Annotated in this window: 23 protein-coding genes and 3 pseudogenes; 19 read left to right on the top strand and 7 right to left on the bottom strand. The window is 31.4% G+C overall.

All coding sequences use genetic code 11. The annotated features are described in order from the left end of the window. Positions 1–46: 46 nt before the first annotated feature. The 6 genes and pseudogenes from MY490_RS17545 (at position 47) to MY490_RS17520 (ending at position 4,276) form a co-directional block, all read left to right on the top strand. Positions 47–499 carry a GNAT family N-acetyltransferase gene (locus tag MY490_RS17545; protein ID WP_248266828.1) on the top strand — a complete coding sequence of 151 codons (453 nt, stop codon included), beginning with the start codon at positions 47–49 and terminating at the stop codon, positions 497–499. A 118-nt stretch (positions 500–617) separates the two neighbouring features. Beyond that, positions 618–833 (top strand): annotated as a pseudogene (locus MY490_RS17540) (RtcB family protein); the annotation flags it as partial. Between the two features lie 284 nt (positions 834–1,117). Further along, entirely contained in the window at positions 1,118–2,077 is a 960-nt protein-coding gene (locus MY490_RS17535; protein WP_248266827.1) for an RtcB family protein, read from the top strand. Between the two features lie 383 nt (positions 2,078–2,460). Beyond that, the gene (locus MY490_RS17530) at positions 2,461–2,823 is read left to right on the top strand and encodes a VOC family protein (protein ID WP_248266826.1); all 363 of its coding nucleotides are present in this window, start codon (positions 2,461–2,463) and stop codon (positions 2,821–2,823) included. 28 nt (positions 2,824–2,851) lie between these two features. Beyond that, positions 2,852–3,373, top strand: a complete 522-nt coding sequence (locus tag MY490_RS17525) for a hypothetical protein (RefSeq protein WP_248266825.1) — start codon at positions 2,852–2,854, stop codon at positions 3,371–3,373. Between the two features lie 138 nt (positions 3,374–3,511). Then, a complete protein-coding gene (locus tag MY490_RS17520; protein WP_248266824.1) occupies positions 3,512–4,276 on the top strand; it encodes a 2-phosphosulfolactate phosphatase in 765 nt (254 codons plus the stop codon). Positions 4,277–4,297: 21 nt separating this feature from the next. Here the strand turns inward: MY490_RS17520 and MY490_RS17515 are convergent, their stop codons facing one another. Further along, positions 4,298–5,557: a TolB-like translocation protein gene (locus MY490_RS17515; RefSeq protein ID WP_248266823.1), complete on the bottom strand. Its 1,260-nt coding sequence runs from the start codon at positions 5,555–5,557 to the stop codon at positions 4,298–4,300. Between the two features lie 139 nt (positions 5,558–5,696). Here MY490_RS17515 and MY490_RS17510 point away from each other — a divergent pair, with 139 nt between their 5' ends. Continuing rightward, a complete protein-coding gene (locus tag MY490_RS17510) occupies positions 5,697–6,110 on the top strand; it encodes an NUDIX hydrolase (protein ID WP_248266822.1) in 414 nt (137 codons plus the stop codon). 49 nt (positions 6,111–6,159) lie between these two features. Here MY490_RS17510 and hpt read toward each other — a convergent pair whose 3' ends face one another. Beyond that, positions 6,160–6,687: a hypoxanthine phosphoribosyltransferase gene (gene hpt, locus MY490_RS17505; RefSeq protein WP_248266821.1), complete on the bottom strand. Its 528-nt coding sequence runs from the start codon at positions 6,685–6,687 to the stop codon at positions 6,160–6,162. Positions 6,688–6,860: 173 nt separating this feature from the next. Between hpt and MY490_RS17500 the strand changes: the two genes are divergently transcribed. Continuing rightward, a complete protein-coding gene (locus MY490_RS17500; protein WP_248266820.1) occupies positions 6,861–8,399 on the top strand; it encodes an FAD-dependent oxidoreductase in 1,539 nt (512 codons plus the stop codon). A 119-nt stretch (positions 8,400–8,518) separates the two neighbouring features. Here MY490_RS17500 and MY490_RS17495 read toward each other — a convergent pair whose 3' ends face one another. Then, entirely contained in the window at positions 8,519–9,052 is a 534-nt protein-coding gene (locus MY490_RS17495; protein WP_248266819.1) for a GNAT family N-acetyltransferase, read from the bottom strand. A 126-nt stretch (positions 9,053–9,178) separates the two neighbouring features. On the opposite strand from MY490_RS17495, the gene MY490_RS22185 reads away from it, so the two are divergent. The 9 genes from MY490_RS22185 to MY490_RS17455 all read left to right on the top strand — a co-directional run bounded on the left by MY490_RS22185 (position 9,179) and on the right by MY490_RS17455 (position 16,831). Then, positions 9,179–9,313 (top strand): hypothetical protein, encoded by a 135-nt coding sequence (locus MY490_RS22185; protein ID WP_282439808.1) that lies wholly within the window; start codon positions 9,179–9,181, stop codon positions 9,311–9,313. A 190-nt stretch (positions 9,314–9,503) separates the two neighbouring features. Further along, positions 9,504–9,848, top strand: coding sequence for an SHOCT domain-containing protein (locus MY490_RS17490; RefSeq protein WP_248266818.1), 345 nt, complete (start codon positions 9,504–9,506; stop codon positions 9,846–9,848). Between the two features lie 39 nt (positions 9,849–9,887). Next, complete coding sequence (locus MY490_RS17485; protein ID WP_248266817.1) at positions 9,888–10,799, top strand: AEC family transporter; 912 nt, start codon at positions 9,888–9,890, stop codon at positions 10,797–10,799. Between the two features lie 138 nt (positions 10,800–10,937). After that, positions 10,938–11,501, top strand: coding sequence for a Gmad2 immunoglobulin-like domain-containing protein (locus MY490_RS17480; RefSeq protein WP_248266816.1), 564 nt, complete (start codon positions 10,938–10,940; stop codon positions 11,499–11,501). Positions 11,502–11,935: 434 nt separating this feature from the next. Continuing rightward, positions 11,936–12,604, top strand: a complete 669-nt coding sequence (locus MY490_RS17475) for a response regulator transcription factor (protein ID WP_248266815.1) — start codon at positions 11,936–11,938, stop codon at positions 12,602–12,604. Between the two features lie 14 nt (positions 12,605–12,618). Next, positions 12,619–14,007, top strand: coding sequence for a HAMP domain-containing sensor histidine kinase (locus MY490_RS17470; RefSeq protein ID WP_248266814.1), 1,389 nt, complete (start codon positions 12,619–12,621; stop codon positions 14,005–14,007). 97 nt (positions 14,008–14,104) lie between these two features. Beyond that, positions 14,105–15,453 (top strand): IS3 family transposase gene (locus MY490_RS17465; RefSeq protein ID WP_248266813.1). Its coding sequence is split into 2 segments (ribosomal slippage): positions 14,105–14,549 and positions 14,549–15,453, totalling 1,350 coding nucleotides; the frame shifts between segments, so codons are not numbered across the junction. A gap of 258 nt (positions 15,454–15,711) precedes the next feature. Continuing rightward, positions 15,712–16,173, top strand: coding sequence for a hypothetical protein (locus tag MY490_RS17460; RefSeq protein WP_248266812.1), 462 nt, complete (start codon positions 15,712–15,714; stop codon positions 16,171–16,173). 16 nt (positions 16,174–16,189) lie between these two features. After that, on the top strand, positions 16,190–16,831 hold the full coding sequence (locus tag MY490_RS17455) for an alanyl-tRNA editing protein (protein WP_248266811.1): 642 nt from the start codon (positions 16,190–16,192) through the stop codon (positions 16,829–16,831). Positions 16,832–16,968: 137 nt separating this feature from the next. Here the strand turns inward: MY490_RS17455 and MY490_RS17450 are convergent, their stop codons facing one another. Further along, positions 16,969–17,793, bottom strand: coding sequence for an aldo/keto reductase (locus MY490_RS17450; protein ID WP_248266810.1), 825 nt, complete (start codon positions 17,791–17,793; stop codon positions 16,969–16,971). A gap of 281 nt (positions 17,794–18,074) precedes the next feature. Between MY490_RS17450 and MY490_RS17445 the strand changes: the two genes are divergently transcribed. Continuing rightward, a complete protein-coding gene (locus MY490_RS17445; protein WP_248266809.1) occupies positions 18,075–18,638 on the top strand; it encodes a beta-class carbonic anhydrase in 564 nt (187 codons plus the stop codon). 239 nt (positions 18,639–18,877) lie between these two features. On the opposite strand, the gene MY490_RS17440 is transcribed toward MY490_RS17445, so the two are convergent. From MY490_RS17440 to MY490_RS17430, 3 genes and pseudogenes are all read right to left on the bottom strand, one after another. Beyond that, positions 18,878–19,663: a carbonic anhydrase gene (locus MY490_RS17440; protein WP_248266808.1), complete on the bottom strand. Its 786-nt coding sequence runs from the start codon at positions 19,661–19,663 to the stop codon at positions 18,878–18,880. A 168-nt stretch (positions 19,664–19,831) separates the two neighbouring features. After that, positions 19,832–20,943, bottom strand: a pseudogene (locus tag MY490_RS17435) (RNA-guided endonuclease InsQ/TnpB family protein). Beyond that, positions 20,909–21,041, bottom strand: a pseudogene (locus tag MY490_RS17430) (IS607 family transposase); the annotation flags it as partial. The pseudogenes MY490_RS17435 and MY490_RS17430, both read right to left, overlap by 35 nt. A 357-nt stretch (positions 21,042–21,398) precedes the next feature. Here MY490_RS17430 and MY490_RS17425 point away from each other — a divergent pair. Beyond that, the gene (locus MY490_RS17425; protein WP_248266807.1) at positions 21,399–22,106 is read left to right on the top strand and encodes a DNA alkylation repair protein; all 708 of its coding nucleotides are present in this window, start codon (positions 21,399–21,401) and stop codon (positions 22,104–22,106) included. The last annotated feature ends 12 nt before the right edge of the window (positions 22,107–22,118 follow it).

Here is a 22,118-nt window from a genome sequence, read left to right as displayed (position 1 = left end):
ACCGAACTAACTAATAGATTAATTAATAGTTAGAAGAGGTGACATGATGGAAGTCGTTCGTGCAAAATCAGAGCATATTAGAGAAGTAGCAAATTTATTTGATCAGTACAGAATGTTTTATAAACAAGAAAGCAATTTAAACGGAGCGATTGATTTTATAACGGAACGAATCAATAACAAAGATTCTGTTATTTTTCTTGTGAAAGCAGAAGATCAATATATGGGATTTACTCAGTTATATCCTTCATTTTCTTCAGTATCCATGAAAAAGTTATGGATTTTAAATGACTTATATGTAACTGAAACGGCAAGGCAAAAAGGAGTAGCTCAATTGTTGTTAAATGCAGCAAAGAAGTTTGCAATTGAATCGAAAGCAAAAGCATTAGATTTACAAACAGCTATTGATAATAAATCGGCACAAGCTTTGTATGAAAAAAATGGCTATAAAGTTGAAAAAGAAGAATTTCTTTCGTATTCATTAAATTTAGAAAAAATCTAAAGTGATCTACAAATAATTGTAGCTAATAAAATTAATGAAAATCTAGAACTATTATCAAATGCTTTGAAATAGTTTTATAAAGTTAGACCTTAAAAAAAACTAATTGAAGGAGAACATGATGCTTACAGTTAAAGGCTCATTTAATGAAGCTAAAATATTTACAGATAATGTGGAACAAGGAGCAATTGGACAAATTATTGAACTATGTAATCAAGAGTTCGTGAAAAGTTCTAAAATTAGAATTATGCCTGATACTCATGCAGGTAAGGGATGTACAATTGGAACGACAATGACGATTCAAGATAAAATCGTTCCAAATCTTGTTGGGGTTAACTAAAACGGCTCCAACGTTAAAAAACTCGCTCAATTGCTGGAAACCCTAACGTAAATTATAGTCGAGGGCAATCAGCAGCCAGAGGCTATGGTGACATAGTCAAATGGTTCAGAGACTTGCACGTTGTTAGCAGACGATTGTGCAGAATTATTCTGCTTCCTAATGTCGGATGGAATAATTAACACGGTGAGCCTACATAAGGAGCTGCATACTCCGATGATTGTAGAGAAGGTATAGTCCACTCTCTAAGAAATTAGAGCTTAAAGTACGATATAGGTTGCGGAATGGAAACAATAAGAGTTTCAAAAAAAAAAATCGATTTTCAAAAACTAGATGCTGTTATTCGTAAACATGTTCCATCAGGGTTTTCAATTCGAAATAATAAGCATGAATTTGTGAAGAAAATTGATTTTTCAAAGCTGTACTGCTTTAAAGAATTAAATGAAATAAGAACAAAACTTAGCTTAGGTTCACTTGGTGGTGGAAATCATTTCATAGAATGTAATGCTGACGAAGAAGGGAATATTTATTTTGTCATTCACTCTGGAAGCCGAAATTTAGGAAAAGTTGTAGCGGAATTTTATCAGAAAAAGGCGTATGAATTGTTAAAGAGCCAGTCAGAAAATCGTTCCAAAGTCATACAACAATTAAGGGATGAAGGCCGCGAAAAAGAAATTGAGGCTGCCCTAAAAAGCCTTCCATCGCAATATATTCCAAAGGATTTAGCTTATTTAGAAGGAGTTTGGTTTGATCGATATATGCATGATATGGCAATTGCCCAAGAATATGCTTTATGGAACCGGAAGGCAATGATTGATGAAATCGTAAAAAATATGGATTTAACAGTTGTTGAACAATTTACAACTGTTCATAATTATATTGATATCGAAAATATGATTCTTCGTAAAGGTGCAATTTCTGCTCAAAAAGGTGAGAAAGTATTAATTCCGATCAACATGCGAGATGGTAGTTTGATTGCAATCGGAAAAGGTAACCCGGATTGGAATTATTCGGCCCCTCATGGTGCAGGTCGAATTCTCAGTCGTTCAAAAGCAAAAGCAACTCTTTCACTTGATGAATTTAAGGAAACAATGAAGGATGTTTGGAGTACATCAGTATTAGAGAGCACACTTGACGAAAGTCCAATGGCTTATAAGGAAATGAAAGAAATCATTGAAAATACTAAGGATGCAATCGAAGTTATTAAAGTCATTAAACCACTTTATAATTTCAAAGCAAATTAAATCTATGATACAAAACAAAGCCACCTATAAATGGTGGCTTTCAGACTGCTTACTAACTTTAGCTTATTTAGTAACTCATGAACTATTTATGAGCAAGTATATTCTAGATCCTGCCAGCATTTTTCCAAATTAAATTTGTGATAAGAACCGTTTTCACCGATTTCATAAATATAAAATTGCATTAAATTGTGTAATTTTTTGATTCCTCTCTTTTTTTACTTTCACAATCTTTATCAAATATTTCCCCTCCATAGTTTAGTTTGAATCTTTAAAAATAATTGACTAATTATAGTGAAATCCCTTTATTTTTAACATGAAATATAAAAGGAAATAGTTTACAAGTGTTGAATAAATAGTAAGTAGTAAAAAAGGAGGACTTAGCTATGTCAGAGCATTTTAAAAGAATTGATACAGTTTTTCTGCAAGTTACTGATTTTGAGAAAGCAGTAGATTGGTATTGCTCGGTGTTGGGTTTTACGGTTAGATGGAACGATCAGATAAATGGATATGCGGCATTAAATATTGGGGAAACACCATTAACGTTAGTGAGAAAAACAAATCAAGTAGAAAATCCAAATATGCATATGAGTTTTAATTTTTATACTCCAAATATCGAACAAGCTTATAATCACTTAAAAGAACATGATGTAGAATTAGAGCAATTGAATGAAGATGGAACGTTTAAATGGTTTGAATTTAAAGACTTAGAAGGAAATCGTTTAGGTGTATGCTCTTTTCCTGAATAAAATAAATGTCTAATAAGGAAGTTATATCATGAGTAAAAAGGTTATTACATATGTGCTAATTTTTGTAGCATTAGTGAGCATATCTACTTATATATCAATAAATTTTAATTCAAAGGAAAAAGCAGTTAGTTTCGCTATTCATAAGGATTTACCAGAATTAAAAAAAGCGGACTACAAATTGGTTAAGATTCCGAATAGTCCATACATTCTTTGTATGACTGATATACCGCATAGTATATATGTATTTAAAACATCATCGTTTTTATATATGAATTTTGCTTCAATTTCAGGTGCAGAGCATTTGTATGCCGGAGATGGAAAGGGAATGCATTTTTTTAACGATCAACTAATTTATGGATTTGATAAGGATCGCCCTAAAGGAAAAGCAATCTATGTAAATGGTGAAAAAATGAGAACGGTGTATCTGAACAAGTACTTTAAAACAAGTAAATATAAGATGAATTATAAAAATTTAGTGTTCTATTATCCTAAGAAGCCGATGAAGACAACTAAAAATAGTTTAGGGTATACAGAAGTTACATATCGTTAACAGTTTTCGACTGCTCGATAAACATTTGCAAGTAGTCTGAAAATCTTATACTTTGTCTACACACTGATGCAATACTTTTAAAGAGTATTGCTTTTTCTATGTTTGACGATTTTAAAAGATTAATAAAGGGATGAGAACATGTTCGATCAATCTAATTATGAATGCCGAGTAGAGTGGGGAAAAAGGGGAGCTAGGGAAGCAGCGGAACGCGGGGATATTACGATTATTGTTGATGTTCTTAGTTTTTCATCGACCGTTGTCACAGCAGTATTTCAAAACGCAATTGTTTATCCATATCCACCAAATTTAGATGGGAAAGCTTATGCTAAAAAGATTGGAGCGGAGTATATTTTAGGAAGAAATGAAGCGGCAGTTTTAGGGAAGGCAACACTTTCGCCGGTTTCATTTAATGAACGTCATGCCGATAAGAAATTTGTTTTATGTTCTCTAAATGGGGCGTTTTGTTCATGGATCGCTTCAAAGGTGCCCGCGTTATTGATTGGTACTTTACTTAATGCGTCTTCGGTTGCAAGTTTGGCTAATCGCCTTAAAAACGAAAAAAATGTTAATATAACAGTTATTCCGTGTGGTGAGGTTTGGAATGATTTACATGAAAATGAGGATGCACTGCGACCTTCTATTGAAGATTATTTAGGAGCAGGAGCAATTTTAGCAGAGTTAGTAGGAACAAAATCACCAGAAGCGGAAGTTTGTATTGGTGCGTTTCTTCACACGAAACATAAAATTAAAGAATTGATTTGGGAATGTGGAAGTGGAAGAGAGCTAAGGATGAAGGGCTTTGCAGATGATGTAACCCATTGTAGCCAATTAAACCAATTTAAAGTAGTACCAGTATTACGAAATGATTTTTTCGTTAATGGTCTTGAAATGGAAAAAGGATGAAAAAATTCATCCTCATCCTTTTTACCGCTCAAATATAGAATATGAACTAACATTTTTTAATAAAATTTTAGGTTTACTACCATCCAAATTGGCGATCCATACATTACCAAGAACATCTAATTCGCCTTTTCTGGTCCACGTTATTTTGTTGGTAGACTTAGAGTAGACTGGGTTATAATCTCCTTTTCCAGTTGGTGGATTCGTTATTTTAAATTGTTTATGAGTAGAAAGATTAATCACGTTTAATGATGGTTTTGGTCGTTTCTTTTCATCATTTGACCACTCACTTTCTTTTACTCTTGAAACAATAATCGATGTGTCGTCACACCATGTAAATCCTAATTCAGCATAATGAGGTGGTGTTAAATTTGTAGATGTAAATGCTGGCATTTCAGTAATATTCATCTTTTTATTTTTGTATCCAAAAACTAATCGACCTCCACCTGCAATATATCCTAATATATTTTTAGTTTGAGCCCATTTTGGATTATCTAAATGTAAAATAATCTCATCTTGAACTTCAAAAACCTTTCCATCTGAAGAAATGATACAAAGCATGTCGCTATCCATAGACCAAGAAGCTGTTGGGCTAACTATAAAAGAAATCCATTTTTGATCAGGCGAAAATTGAAATGTTGACGCATTTATGGAAGGAATCGAAGTATTGCCTTTTGTTAATGTTTTCGGAACAACAAAAAATTGTTTTACAGTGTTTGTTGCGCTAGTAATGTTTTTTAAATCCTTTGGTAAGGTGATTTTATATAAAATTGGATTTGTCCAACCGTCCGGATTTAGTACTGCGGCTGATGAAGCTATAAAGCCTTTACCGTCTGGAAACCAATTATAATCATCCACACCAAGTGCAATATTGTAAAAATTATTAAAATCAGAAACATTCAATACACCACTATCAAGAAATGCAAAAATATTTTTAGTAGGGGACCATTTAGGATTCTCGCCATCAGAAATAATTCTTTGTTCTTTTTTTGTTTTCATATTATAAATCCATATTTCTGAGCGAGTTGGATATGATGCTGTAGGACCAGTGGGTATTTCTTTTTGATACATTAAATAGTTCCCATCAAAAGACCACTCAGGCTGATTCGAATAAACCCCTTTTGCTTTTGTTATTTTTTCCTCTTTATTATTTATTTTTATCCAAACGAATCCATCGCGAACAAACGCAATTTTTAATGGGTTAACAGTAGTTTCGGCGTAAGTTAAGTTCGGAAAAATTAAACAAATAACGCCCAAGAAAATGAATAGTAATTTGCGATTCATAAATTCACCCCGTTTACTAATTTTAAGTTATTTTTCCCAAGAAATTATATAAATATCAAAAGGACCATTTTCAACAGGATAAAACATTAAATGATCGAATAGCTAGATTATATAAAGTAACTAAAAGAGGTGGCTTATCATGCAGAAATGGATTGGGGCAACTGGTATTTGTATCAATCGTAAAGGGCAGGTTTTAATGGTACTTCAAGGCAAGCCTAATGAACAGAAGCTTTGGGCTACTCCATCAGGTGGGTTAGAACAAAATGAATCGATTGCAGAGTGCTGTATAAGAGAAGTACTAGAAGAAACAGGATATGAAGTTGAAATAATTAAGCAATTGTTTATTAAAGAAGGTATCTCGTATGGTTTTCAAGTAGAAGTACATTATTTTGAAATTAGAATTATTGGTGGTAATGCAAAAATTCAAGACCCTGATCAATTAATATATGAAATTGCTTGGAAATCAGCAGATGAAATTCTTGAATTAGAGCTTAGTTTTCCTGAGGATCGAAATTTATTAATTGACCTAATTAATAAAAAAGTTAACAAGTAATAAAAAGAGCCGTTTGATAAAAAATCAAACGGCATGTTTTTTTATAAAATTAATATTCTTCTACATTTGCGATATACGGTAGATTTCGATATTGCTGTGCGTAATCAATTCCATAGCCAACGATAAACTCATCTGGAATGACAAAACCTACATAATCAACTGGTAGATCGATTTTTCTTCTTTCAGGTTTATCTAATAAAGTACAAATCTTAATCGATTTTGGCTTATGCATTTGAAGGTGGTCACGTAAAAAATGCAATGTTAGACCACTATCAATGATATCTTCAATTATTACCACGTTTTTATCTGTGATATTCTCATCTAAATCTTTTAACAGTCTTACTTTTCCAGTTGATTCAGTTTGATTACTATAGCTTGAAACAGAAATAAAGTCTACATTAATATTACTTTTCATTTCACGAACTAGATCAGCTGCAAATACAAATGATCCTTTTAAAACAACTACAAGGATTAGTGGTTCGTTATTAAAGTCATGTTCAATTTGCTCAGCAAGTACTTTTACTCTATTTTTTAAATCATTTTCAGAAATTAAAGTGTCTTTAATTCTATAAGCCATGTAAATTACCCTCTTTACTATTTATTAACTAATTTTTTACTATTTAGATGAGCATTTCATCATTATCTCCATTTTAACAATATTTACTAATTAGTAGTATTGAAAAGTTAGTTTAATGAACATCCATCAATTTGGTAATAATAACCACATAACATAAATGGAGGTATTCAAAGATGATTGAAAAGATTGATTATAATGGCTTGCCGAAGCATTCAAAGCCAATATGGAGAAGTGGACTAAATATTCCTACTTTTGAACCGTTTAACGATGACGGAGAGTTTGATGCTGTAATCGTTGGTGCTGGAATTACGGGAATTTCAACCGCATATTTTTTAACGCAAGCTGGTATGAAGGTGGCTTTAATTGAAGCGAATAAAATAATTAATGGGACAACTGGCCACACGACTGCCAAAGTAACAGCACAGCATGATTTAATTTATGATGAGCTAATTCAACATTTTGGATTAGAAAAAACAAAAATCTTTTATCATTCTACTAAAAATGCAATGGACTTTATTAAAAAATATACGAATGATAACCAAATAGAATGTAATTATGAGACCCAAGATGCAACCATTTATACGACTTCAGATGATTATGTAAGAAATCTAGAAAATGAATTGAAAGCCTATGAAAAATTAGGAATCGACTCATTTGGAGCAGTTAAAACATTATTACCTTTTGATACAAAATATTCTATAACAATGAGGGATCAAGCTCAGTTTCACCCACTAAAATACTTGATTCATTTATTAAAAGCTTCAATCGAAAACGGATTAAAGGTCTATGAAGAAACTGTAGTCATTGACGTTGAAACAGGTAACAGTCCAGTCGTTGTCACTCAAAGTGGAAGAAAAATTAAATGTAAGCATGTTGTTAGTGCATCCCATTTTCCTTTTTATGATGGAAATCAATTGTTTTTTACGAAATTACATGCTGATCGTTCATATGCCTTAGCTGCAAAAGTAAAAACAGCATATCCAGGAGGCATGTACATTAATGCGGAAAATCCGAAAAGGTCTCTAAGATCATTTAAATATAATAATGAAGAACTAGTATTAATTGGTGGAGAAAGTCATAAAACTGGTGTAGAAACTCGTACAATGAGTTTTTATGAAAATTTAAAACTTTTTGGTGAAGAGACCTTTGGAATTGAAGATGTATTATTCAGATGGTCTACCCAGGATTTAATCACTTTAGATAAAATGCCATATATTGGTAAACTATCATCAAAACATCAAAACATTTACGTAGCCACTGGTTTCCGTAAATGGGGTATGACAAGTGGAACGGTCTCTGCCCAGTTAATAAGTAATTTAATTTTAGAAAAAGAAGCTGTTGATGCTGATGTGTTCACTCCTTCGAGATTCCAAGCAGACCCTAGTATCAAGCATTTTTTAATGCAAAACCTAGATGTTGCTAAACATTTAATTGAAGGAAAATTAGAACCTGTTTCTAGAAAAATAGAAGAGTTATACAATGATGAAGGCTCAGTTGTAGCACTAGATGGGAAAAGAGTTGGAGCTTATAAAGATGTAAATGGTAAAGTTCATTGTGTAGACACAACTTGTACTCATTTAGGTTGTGAAGTCGAGTGGAATAACGGTGAAAAATCATGGGATTGCCCTTGCCATGGCTCAAGATTTTCAATTTATGGTGACGTATTAGAAGGGCCAGCCGAACAACCTTTAAAACAAATTTTTGTACAATAACTAGAAATTTATATAAAATCATGAGGGATTTCTCGAAATTTGAGAGATCCCTTAATTAGTAGACAAAGTTTTAAAAAATGATATCTGACTTTTTTCAAGGACTTATTTTCTTTCAAGTCTTAACGATATTCCATTACATAGCAATCTCTATATTCACCTTCATGTAACTCATGTTTCGGAAGTAATCGAATTTTTTTAAATCCACATTTTTCATAGCATTTAATCGCGCGTACATTCCATGTTTGTGGATCTACTACTACTTTTTTTGCGTTTTGATTATTAACTAAGTAATTCACCATTGATGAGACAAGTAAACTTCCAATCCCACGATTCCAAAAATCAATTTCACCTATAAATTGATCCATCCCGTAAATAATTTCACTTGTATTTTCATATCCATATTCAAATTTTGATTCATCGTCTAATTTATAAAATTGTATATAGCCTATCTCAATGTTTTCATAAACTACAATACACATATGAATAGAAGGACCTTTAGTAAAAAAAATATTTTTAACCTTTTCAGAGTTGAACGGATTATCTCGACCTTCATAATATTGAAGGACTTTAGGGTTTGAAAGCCATTTTGCTAGAAGGGGAGCATCATTTTCTTTTAATTTACGAATAGTAAGCTTATTTGTTTTGAAAATCACCTACTAACCTCCTTAAATTTGTAATTAAAGTTAATTAAATCAGATCATCTTGAAGATATTCACGATGAGTTACCAACTGAAAACTTTTTTGGATTAAATCCAATTGAACCAGTAGTAAATACTTGGATGCCAGCAGCAAGTGTTTATTTCCGAGATCCTGATGGAAATAGTTTAGAATTTATAGCGCTACTTGATGGAGAATCTATAAAAACAAATGAAGTTTTCTATTTAAGTGAATGGAAAGAAAAATATTCAAAATAACTCTTTTATAAGTTAATATAAAAAATTAATAAATCACTTAATTTGGTGGTTTTTTATTTTTGCAATAGGTATTTAAACATAATTTGTCGAATATAGTATTTCGAAAGCAAAATAATATTTTATCAAATTTAACCGTCAAAGCTTCTATTTCATTCAGAAATTAATTTTAAAATGAAAAGAGGTGGAGAATTTGAGAAAGATTCGAGTTAAACCAAGTAAAGGGCAGTCATTTTTAGGTTTATTGATTGGCATTATTTTTATTGTCCTTGGTTTTACAATTGTAATACCACAAGTTGGGCTGTTCGGATTGTTATGGACCGGAATTGCGATAATGATTACCATAATTAATGGATACAACGTTTTTAGTGATCGTGGTATATCCAATTATGATGTTACTGTTGAAAAGTATATTACTAGAGAGAAAGAGGACTTTGAAGTGAAACTTCGTAAATTAAATAAATTAAAAAATGACGGGGTGATCACAAATAGTGAATTTCAAAAAGAAAAAGAAAAAATTTTTAACCGAGAAATGTAGATAAAAAAAGCGGTTGATTATCTGAAAGAAGGAAAAGGAATGGTCATAAAATTACTAATAGAAGTTATGCTACCTCTATTTTTTTATGTTATATTAGGCTATTTGATTAATCGTCTTTTTAAACTTCACTTACGTACTTTAACAACCCTCTTAGTTTATTTATTTCTTCCAGTAGCAGTATTTATGAAAATATATGATAGTCCGTTATCTGGTAAAGTTGCAGGTGGTGTTTTATTTTACTTGGTTATTCAATTTGTCGCCATGTCTCTAATTTCAACATTGATATGTAGATGGAGAGGAATTGAAAAATCTATGCAAGGTACATTTGCTAATAGCATTGCATTAAATAACTCCGGAAATCTTGGGTTGCCAGTAAATGCGTTAGTTTTTAAAAATGATCCTTTTGCATTGAGTATTGGAGTTTTAATTGTTTTGTTTCAAAATATAATGACATTTACTGTTGGAGTATATAATGCAGAGGCTTCAGTTCAAATGAAAGAAGCCATTATGAAAATGCTAAAGCTACCAATCATATATAGTGTGGTACTTGGCTTTATTCTTCAAATAGCTCATGTGAAATTAAATCATGAATTGGTTACCATTTTAAATCCTATTACTGAATCATTCGCCCCATTTGCGTTAATTACACTTGGAGCTCAATTAGCTGAATCGGGGAAAGAAATTAGCTGGAACAATTTAGCGATTAGTAACTTCTTAAGATTGATTGGTGGTCCGATCATTGCATTTGCACTTATAAAAATTTTCGGTTTTGAAGGTGTGGTTGCAAAAGCCCTTTTTATAGGTAGTGCCTTCCCAAGTTCAAGAAATAGTGCATTACTATCATTCAAAGGTCCGCATGCAAGTTTTGCAGCACAAACTGTAATTACATCAACTATATTAAGTAGTCTAACATTACCGATTGTAATACAACTTGCTAGTACGTTCTTTTAATTTGTTTAAAAATTCATTCTTATTCTTAGAAGTCCTCCTCGATAAAAATGCAATTCATCTTTTGATAAAAATATATAGTTTAATTCAGAACAATATTTAATTTTCAGCTATAAATTAAATTTAGGGGTGAATATACGAATGAAAAGACTTTTATTTATTGGACTTATAATTTTAAGCATATTCTGTTTAATAAGCTGTCAATCAAGTGACTACGGTAATGGCAAAAAAGATAATCAGTCATCACAAGTTGATAAGGGAAAAACAACTGATAAGGGTAATACAAAAGATACCGACAAAAGTACTGATAAGGGCAATACACCAGATAAAGGAACTAATAATCCGCCAAAAAAGGATGAAACTAAGCCACCAGTTAAAGTATTTACACCAGTTGAAAACGATGCATTTAAAGTCACTTCAGTCGTAAATGACTCAACGGGTAAAAATGTGTTAATTGTTGAAGGGAAAGCTAGTGTTTTTGAAGCAACATTTCTTTATCGAATAGAAGATGGTCATAATGTATTAGCAGAAGGTCACACAATGGCTGATATAGGTGCACCAGAATGGGGGAACTTTAAATTAGTAATTAAATATAATCAGCCAACTAGTCTAAATGGGGTACTTACATTATATGTAGCAAGTGCAAAAGACGGCCAACCAGAACATATACTAAATATTCCGATTCAGTTTCCTAATTATAAATAAGTCAAGAAGATTAGGAAAATTGATTTTTATAGTGGGAATCAACTTGATTCGACTTACTTAATTGATAAAAAAATATTTTTAGTATGAAAATGACTTTAGCAAATGCTAAAGCCTTTTTTTTTTGAAATCTTAAGAAATTATCTTTAAAAATTAGATAAATTAAACGAAAGTAAGAAGCTTTTACCTTATCTTTTTTGAAAGCATTAAATTTATTCTTAAATAAATTTTAATCGTTTTTAAGTTGAATTATTAGAAAATGTACACAATAGGTAGTAATATCAAAGTTATTAAGTGCAAAAATTAAAAATTTCTAATAAAACTCTAATTTAATTTTAAAATATTCGTAAAGCCATTTTCATCTTAAACAGATATCCTTATACAATACAAATAATAATTTTATAGATGTAATTATAAAAAAATGAGGGATAAAATATATGAAAAAAATATTAATTATAGAAGATGAGAAAGAATTAGCAAATTTTATACGATTAGAATTAGAGTATGAAGGAAATGAAGTTCATATTTCAAATGATGGTAGAGACGGTTTAAACCAAGCCATCGACCAAGAGTTTGACTTAATCTTGCTTGATTTAATGCTTCCTAATTTAAGTGGTATTGAAGTTTGTAGACGAATTAGAGCGCATAAAGACACACCAATTATTATGATAACAGCACGAGATAGTGTTTTTGATCGAATTTCAGGATTGGATAGTGGTGCAGATGACTATATTTCAAAGCCATTTGTTATTGAAGAACTTTTAGCTCATATGCGAGCAATCTTTAGACGTATCGACCGTTCAACAAATTTACACTGCTTAAAGTTTAAAGATTTGTCATTAGATTCTGCAGCTCGAGTTGTTAAAAAGGATGAAGCGATCATAGATTTAACTAAAAAAGAATTCGATTTATTGTATTTATTAATGAGCAATGTAAATCGTGTATTAACTAGAGAAATTTTATTAGAAACTGTATGGGGCTATGGCTCTACAATTGAAACTAACGTAGTAGATGTTTATATTAGCTACCTAAGAACAAAACTAGATGATAAAAATAATACCTATATTCATACTGTAAGGGGTACTGGGTATGTAATGAGGATGTAGAGGTGAATCTTACCTTGTTAAATAAGCTTTCGATTAGATGGAAAATAACAATTACAATAGCTGTGCTTATGTTTTTCATATTTACATTATGTAATCTTATACAATCTGCTTTGATTCAAATGTCAGTCATGAATCAGCAGCAACATCGAATTGAAAAAAGATTAAATGAAACGTCAGCTTATTTAGATGAAGAATATAAAACGAAGAAACCAAGTGCTAGCTCTTTAGTGGAAAACAAAGTGTATTTTGAGAAAATAATACAAAATAATGAAATGATTCGATTATTAGATAAAGATGGTAAAGTTATTTTTACAGTTTCTAGAAAAATGCCTAAAATTCATATTAATAAAAATGCCTTCGGGGAAATTCAAAAATATAGATTACACAATCAAGAAATTATAATTAAGAGTAAGTCATTACATTATAAGAATTTTGATGGCGTATTAGAAGTTGCAATGAATGTAGAAATCTTTTCGAAATTAATTAAAGAATCTTTCATGATTCTCATTCTAGGAACAACCATATCGTTAATTTTAAGTATTTTAAGTGGTTATTTCTTATCAAAAAAAATATTAAATCCTATTAAGAATTTAAATCAAACAATGATTAAAATAAAAAATAATCAATTAAAAGAGCGAGTTTTTGTAGGAGAAACAAAAGATGAGCTATCTGAACTCGGTCTACTCTTTAACAAAATGATGGATGAGTTAGAGGCTTCAATTACAAGACAAAAGCGATTTGTTGAAGATGCTTCTCATGAATTAAGAACACCTTTAGCAATCATTCATGGTCACTTATCACTAGTTAATCGCTGGGGGAAAAAAGACGAAACTGTTTTAGAAAACTCATTAAATACATGTATTAATGAAACAAACAGAATGATTATTTTAACGAATGAGCTTCTACAGTTAACAAAGCTAGAGAAAAATAGCGAAAAGATTGAACAATACGCTCCAACAAATATTAATGAAGTATTAAATGAAATCATAAACAATTATCAGCTGTTACATGAAGATTTGGAAATTCACTTCCATACTCCTAATCAAATAGACGATAAAGCAAATATTGCAAGAGAACATTTAATGCAAATATTAATTATTTTGTTTGATAATGCAGTTAAATACAGTAAAGAACACACCATTATCGATATAACTACTGCTCAAGTTGCAAACAAGATCGAAATCAAAGTGAAAGACAACGGAATCGGTATTAAAGAAGAAGATATCAATCATATATTTGACCGATTTTATCGAGCTGATAAAGCGAGAAGTCGAGCTAACGGCGGTAATGGTTTAGGCTTATCAATAGCAAAAGACCTAATTGAAAACTATGGTGGCAATCTACAAATTACAAGTGAAAATGGTGTTGGAACAACTGCCTTCATCACTTTAAACACAATTTAGATAAGCTGGATTAATCTCCAAACACAAAGTAAAACCACAAGATTGAACTGGACCCCGATTGTTAGACACGGCTAACAATCGGAGGTGTAGTTTTTTTATGGCTAAATTTACATTAGATCAAAAGATAACTGTTGTTAACGAGTACTTAGAAGGTAAAGGATCACTAAGAAGTATTGGAAAAAAATATAGTATTTACCATAAGCATATTCAAAAATGGGTAGCTCTCTTTAATACGCATGGATTGGAGGGATTAAATTCTAGATATACAAACTACTCTGGCGAGTTTAAAATGAACGTATTAACGTATATGAACGAAACAGGGTCGTCAGTCTTAGAAACAGCTGCTGCTTTTAATATCCCAGCACCATCAACCATCTTTAAATGGCAATCCATTTTAGAGGAGAAAGGTGTGGACGCCCTTTATTCAAAAAAACGGGGGCGTCCAATTATGAAAAGAGAAACTAAGAAAAAACAAGTTGTAGAAGGATCACAAGAGGCATTATTAGCTGAAATTGAACGATTGAAAATGGAAAATGCATATTTAAAAAAGTTGAATGCCTTAGTTCAAGAGGAGAGAAAATTACAGAACGACAAAAAGCGAAAGTAATCTATGAATTAAGGCACGAATACAAGGTAATTGATTTAGTAAAAATAGCTGAGATTCCACGTAGTACCTATTATTACTGGGTAAATAAAATTAAAACTCCTGATAAGTATGTTGAAGTAAAGGAATCTATCAAACAAATTTTCCATGAACATCTTGGGAGATATGGGTACCGTCGAATTACTTTAGAATTGCGTAATCAAGGTCTTTTAATTAACCATAAGACAGTTCGTCGATTAATGCTTGAATTAAGATTAAAGAGCCTTGTAAGAGTTAAAAAGTACCGTTCTTATCGTGGAAACGTTGGTAGAATAGCTCCAAATCTACTTAATCGTGAGTTTAACGCATCAAAGCCTAATGAAAAGTGGGCTACTGATGTAACGGAATTTCATTTATTTGGTGAGAAGATATACTTTTCGCCTATCCTCGACCTATATAACGGTGAGATCGTGGCTTATAATTTTGAAAAACGTCCTGTATTTCCATTAGTAACAAAAATGTTAGATAAAGCTTTTAAACGCCTTAATGATGGTGACTCCCCTATCCTACATTCAGATCAAGGATGGCATTACCAAATGAAAAAATATCAGCATCTACTCAAAGAAAACAAAATTATCCAAAGTATGTCCCGAAAAGGTAACTGTTTAGATAATGCAGTTATGGAAAACTTCTTTGGTTTATTAAAGTCTGAATTATTTTATCTTCAGGAATTTAAGAGTATCGAAGATTTCATTTTAGAATTAGAAAATTATATCTACTACTACAATCACAAACGAATTAAGACAAAATTAAAAGGATTGAGCCCTGTACAATACAGGGTCCAATCCTCACTAGTAGCATAATTAAAATATGTGTCTAACTTTTTGGGTCCAGTTCAGATATGTAACAGGAATCTTGTGGTTTTTACGTATTTAGTAATAATTTCAAGCTATTTATTCATCAATAATATTGTCCTTTTTTAGTAAACATACGTAAAGTTTCAAAGATTTCCCTATCCACATCATCTTTGTGTAAATCTCATCAAATTAATAGTTTAGTGCCGCATATTATGATAAAGTTTAATAAAAAGAATATTCTTTTAATTCGAAGGGAGAACAAAGATGAGCTTTGTTAGTATTGCTATAAATAATGCAATTATGATTGAAAGTCTACGTAGTGCCGGTGTAGAAAACATTCAGTTAATAAACGCTGTGAAAGAAGAGAATTTCGAGTTTTTAAATCAATATGGTAATGGTTTTCCTGACTGGGAAACACTAATAAACCTGTACAAAAACAATGTAGAGAATTTTAATAAAATTATTAATGAAGGCTATCAAATCAAATTTTTAACAAAAGGCTCATTAATGACTTTATTAAGATATAAATTTGGCATTGAAGTTGAAAAAGATTATGAAGATATGGGAACTGCAATTCAAGGAATTTATTTATCTGAAGAAGCAATCAATCTAATTAAACATACTCTTGCAGCAAATTGGAATTTAAGTACATATGTTGATGAAAAAGATGGGCTGAAAAAAGTACGTATTGAATTAGTAAAAAGTAGTGAAGTTGTAACAAAGTAAGTTGAGGAGTGAATTAATGGGGGTAAAAAAGCTATTTTGGGAAGATCCTTATCGTACAAAGGCCACTGCAATTGTTACGGAAGTAGATGGCAGGAATGTGACTTTAAATGAAACCATTATTTATGCTTTTTCGGGTGGGCAACAATCAGATTCTGGGCGAATTGGTAATTATGAGGTGATTGAAGCGAAGAAGGACGGATTAGATATTATCTACACTTTACCAGAAAATCATGACCTTCAAAAAGGGCAAGAAGTAGTGATTGAAATCGATTGGGAGAAACGATATCGAATTATGAAGCTACATTTTGCTGCAGAAATCATCTTGGAGCTAATGTATCAGAACTATCATAATCCTGAAAAAATTGGTGCAAATATTACTAGTGATAAAGCAAGAATTGATTTCTATTGGGATGGAAAAATCTCTGAGACATTCCCACTTTTAGAGACAAAAGCAAAGGAGTTGATTGATGCAGATTTGGAAATTAATAGTGAGTTTGATGACCTAGAAAATCAAAGAAGATTTTGGAAAATCAAAGGCTTTGGTAAAGTTTCGTGCGGTGGAACACATATTAAGCGAACTGGAGAAATTAAGGGAATAAAGTTAAAGCGAAACAATATAGGGGGAGGGAAAGAACGAATCGAAATTTATTTAATTTGATTATATAAATTTATTAAATGAATTTTAAGTTCGTGCCATAAGAATCTCAGGGATAAGAAAAAATGGCTACCTTTTAAAAGACTGGTAGCCATTTCTAATTCTTTATTATAAATTTCCTCTATACCCAAACCTGCCTCTTAGAAATCAAAATTATCAGGATCTGGACCTACACGTTTATTTGCATCAAGTGTAGCGATTTGTTGCATATCATTTGATGAAAGCTCGAAGTTAAATACTTCAAAGTTTTCTTGAATTCGTGAAGGTGTGATTGATTTAGGAATAACGATAACATTGCGTTGTAAGTGCCAACGGATGATGACTTGGGCAGTTGATTTACCATATTGATCCGCAATTTCTTTTATAACAGGATTTGTTAAAGCTTCGCCACCTTGCATTAATGGACTCCATGCTTCTAATGCAATGCCGTTTTTATGACAATATTCATGTAATTCGTTTTGTTGAAACATTGGGTGCAATTCGACTTGATCGACCATTGGTTTAATATTGCGATGAGCTGCAATATCTTCTAAGTGATGGACATGAAAATTTGAAACACCAATTGCTGGTACAAGCTTTTCATCGTAAAGTCTTTCTAATGCTTTATATGTATCTAAATATTTTTCTTTTACTGGCCAGTGAATTAAATAAAGATCAACATAGTCCAAGCCTAATTTTTTAAGACTTTCTTCATGAGCTTTTAAAGTTGTATCGTATCCTTGATCAGCATTCCAAACTTTTGTTGTAATAAAAAGTTCATCACGGGAAACACCAGATTGGCGAATTGCTTCACCTACTTGCTCCTCGTTTTGATAGACAGCTGCAGTATCAATATGACGATAACCTACTTCGATAGCTGTTCGGACTGCATCTACACCATCTTCTTGTGACACACGCCACACACCTAAACCTAATTGAGGCATTTTAACTCCATTATGTAATGCAATAGAATGTTCAAACTTCATTTTAATTCCCTCCTTATTAAAGACTAAGTCTAGTGTACAATATAAACTTTAAAAATAAAAAAATTTGATACAAATTAATGGAAATTAAAAAAAAGCATATCGATTGAATAATTGCCTAACGGTATTTTTATCATACAAAAAACAAAAAATAAAATGGTATAAATGAAAACATAATTTTAGAATAATACTATAAATGTGTGCAAAATAGTTGTATATTTTGAGCTTTTCCTTCAATATAGGTATAGGAAAAATGCTCTTTATTTTTGTTTGGAGGGGAATTTATGTTAGATCAAATTTTAGATTTTAATAAGAAGTTTGTTGAGAATAAGGAATATGAGCAATACATAGCTTCAAAGTTTCCGAATAAAGAGGTTGTAGTTGTTACTTGTATGGATACACGTCTAGTTGAGCTTTTACCAAAGGCTCTTGATATTAGAAACGGTGACGTGAAAATGATTAAAACAGCTGGAGCAGTTATTGCCCATCCGTTTGGTTCAGTTATGAGAAGTATTCTAGTTTCAATCTATGAACTAGGAGCTAAAGAAGTTTTAGTAATCGGGCACCATGAGTGTGGAATGGGTAATACAAATCCTACACGTATGAAAGAAAAAATGATTGAACGAGGAATTAAAGAAGAAAACCTAGAAATTTTAGGTTTTTCAGGTCTAGATTTAGATAAATGGTTAACTGGCTTTACAAATGTATACGATAGTGTTAACCACAGTGTTTCAATTATTAAAAACCACCCACTTGTTCCAAAAGAGGTTGAAATTCATGGTTTAGTAATTGACCCTCATACAGGAAAATTAGAAGTAGTTCATCGTGATGAAAAAACTGCTGAATAATGATTTAATCAAAAAAAGTTATCCTTTAGGTAGGATAACTTTTTTTGTGTTGTTGAAAAACAATCTTATCAATTAATTATCAAATATTCGTAAAAGGAGTCGGGTGTGGTTGATTTCCACTACAGGATGTTATGAGTAAGTTGTTTACAGTATCCTGCAATAATAGTGACTGATGAACCTGTTATGAGTAAGTAAATTTCAAATTCGAGCATTTATAGTGACTCATGAACCTGTTATGTTTACCAAGATTCAAATAAATCTCTACCATTTAATGGCTGAACGGGACGGCTATTTGGTTTGAAATAGTTTTGATAAGACTGGACTTGTTCTTCGGAAAATTGTATTGGTTTGTTAAAGACGATCCATTTAATCCCTTCAGTACATGGAGGAGTTGTAAATGAGCCGGTGTATGAAAATTTTTTACTAGTATAGGGAATGAAGGGCTGCAAATTTAGTTTTACAACTTTTCCACCAAGATCTTCATCCATAGGATTTGCATTTAAGATTTTTTGGAATTCTTTATTTAATCTCCCTCTATCTACAAGTACTCCGATTGTAATAATAGATTTATTTTTATTTTCATTTATAAAATGTATTTCTAAATCACTATGTTTCCCATTTATTGTATGCTCGCTTGGGGTATGGAAATGAAATTGTAGTAATGTATAGGCTGTTCCATTTAAATTAATTGAGTTGGAGTGATTAACCGGAATGAATTTTACCGTGTACTGTGACCTTTCTATTTTAAAAAGATCATTATGATAGTTTATACCTAAAGGTAGTGATTTTTTTATAGCTTGATTAATATTAACTGGAGATTGCTGTTTTCCATTTGAACATAGTGCATATTTTTTATTGATTGAACTCCAAAAATTAGGTCCAGTTTTTCCTGTGTAAGACCAGTCTTCATTTCTTGCAGCTGAAACTGTTGATTTATTTAGATGAACCTCATGCACAATCTGATTATTTGAACAGGCTGAGAATGTAAGACAGAATAGTATGATGAATAGAAAAAAATAGTTCATTATATACTTTCCGTTGCCAAAAAATTTATAAAAATCAAAATTTTGTTTATTTCCCTGTTCTAAGTGTCCGATTTGGCTAAACTACAAGCTACTTTCGTTTGATATGACACTCCGAGGGCGTAAATTCGGATACAACGAATCCTACACATTAGTATTAACATTAAAGTGTTAATTTGCTAATTGATATCGCGCTAAATTAATAGAAGCATTCAAATCTCTATCCATTTCATGGCCACAAGTACATTTATATACTCGTTCAGAAAGTCTTAGGTCTTTTTTGATCCGTCCACAACATGAGCACATTTTTGAAGATGGGTACCATTTATCAGCTTCAATAAATTCGATTCCATATTGTTCACATTTGTATTTAATTTGTCTCTTAAATTCGTGCAAACATTGCTTAGCAATGGCTATAGAGAGATGCTTATTCTTCATCATCCCTCTAATGTTCAATGTTTCCATTACAACTTGATATGGCTTGGTTTTCACGATATCACATGTTGTTTGATGAATATGATTCTTTCTGATATTTGATAAACGTCTATGTAGGTGTCGTATCTTTTTTTCGATTTTTATAATGTTGCTTGTTTTGACAAAACGATTTCCCTCCTTATTCATTTCATATTTTCGAGAAACTTGACGCTGCAACCTACGTAGGTGTTTCTCAGCTTTTTTCATCACAATTGTTTTATTAATATTTCTCGTTTTCTTACCATCTGAACAGACAGCTAAATTTTTATTCCTACGTCAATTCCTAATGAGACATCTGTCAATTCAAGCTTTGGTTTTGATATTTCCATTACAAAAGATAAATACCAATATTTATTGTCATAACTGTTTCTAGGATTGAAGTATTTTGCGTTTGGAACCTTTTCAGAGACTGTGATCCAACCAACTTTTTCAACTAATACTTTAAACCCTTTAACTTTTAGTTTGACATTATCATTGTAAAAAGAAGGTTTTGACTTTCTTTTACTCTTAAATCGAGGCCTTTCTGTTAATCCATTAAAAAATTTCTTATAGGCTTCACAAAGATCCTTAATCGCTTGTTTGGTAATATTGTTTGATACATCATACAGCCAGGAATATTCATTTGTTTGTTTTAATACAGTTAGTTCTTTTCTCAACAAATTATCAGAAAGGACTTTCTTATCTTTTTTATAATTCTCTTCTTGCTTACCTAATGCCCAATTATATGCCCATCGAGCCGTACCTACTGATTTCCATAATTGAATTTCTTGTTCTTTAGTTGGTTTTAATCTCACTTTCTTCCCATGTATCATCTTAAGAACTCCTTAATCATTTTCTTAACTTTATTTTCTCGTTTGTATTGAAGTCTACAACTAAATACAGTAATAATTGGAATTAAATTTTCCATATTTATAACATTAGATAAAAGAAGTTTAAGAAATGATTCAGTTGTTCTTACGAAAAATAACGTGTACACTAACAGAAACATGAAACGGTTTAAATTTGTGGAATTATCCCAATTTCTAAGAGTTTGTTCAGTTCTTCTTATATTCCGGGCAAATATACCTATTGAATATATTATCAAGTTAATCACCTCATCTTAATTAAATAATGATAGGTGATTTGTTATTAAAATAATATGTGACAGATTTTAAAAAGTTTATAAATTTAAATTTATTGCATCATGCCTTCCTGGATATGTATGATAGGATACATTTTAGACAACGATGTTACGGAACAAACCTTTATTAAGGGGGAGAAGATGATGACATTAGAAGAAATTATGAAATCTTTAGAGGAAATGGGCACTGAGCAAACGAAAAAAACATTTTTGCGACATGGTGCCAAGGAACCATTCTTTGGCGTTAAAATTGGTGATCTGAAAAAGCTTGTTAAATCTGTTAAAAAGGATCAAGAATTAGCATTATCACTTTTTCATACAGGAAATTCAGATGCAATGTATTTGGCAGGTTTATCAATTAATCCAAAGTTAATGACAAAGGAACAGCTTCAAAATTGGGCGAAAGAAGCTCACTGGTATATGATTTCTGAAAGTATTGTAGGTGCTGTTGCCGCAGAAAGCCAGTATGCAATTGAATTAGCTAGAGAATGGTTGAAGTCAGATGAAGAATTGATTGAAAATTGTGGATGGAGTACTTATAGTCATTATTTATCAATTGCACCAGATGAAGAGATTGATAAGGAAGAAGTTCGTAAATTACTTAATTATATTGAAAGTAATATACATACTTCAAAAAATAGAGTTCGTTATACGATGAATGGGTTTGTAATTGCAGTAGGAAGTTATGTACCAAGTCTTACAGTTGAAGCAATGATGGTTGGTCAAAAGATTGGAAAAGTCCACGTGAACGTAGGAGATACGGCTTGTAAGGTACCTCTAGCAACTGATTATATTGAAAAGGTCGAGGCGAGGGGAAAGCTCGGAGTAAAGAAAAAAACATGTATTTGTTAATTTGATTAGTCA

The organism is Gottfriedia acidiceleris, assembly GCF_023115465.1.
In the GTDB taxonomy this organism is placed as follows: Bacteria; Bacillota; Bacilli; order Bacillales; family Bacillaceae_G; genus Gottfriedia; species Gottfriedia acidiceleris_B.
This window is presented reverse-complemented; position numbering and strand designations above follow the sequence as displayed.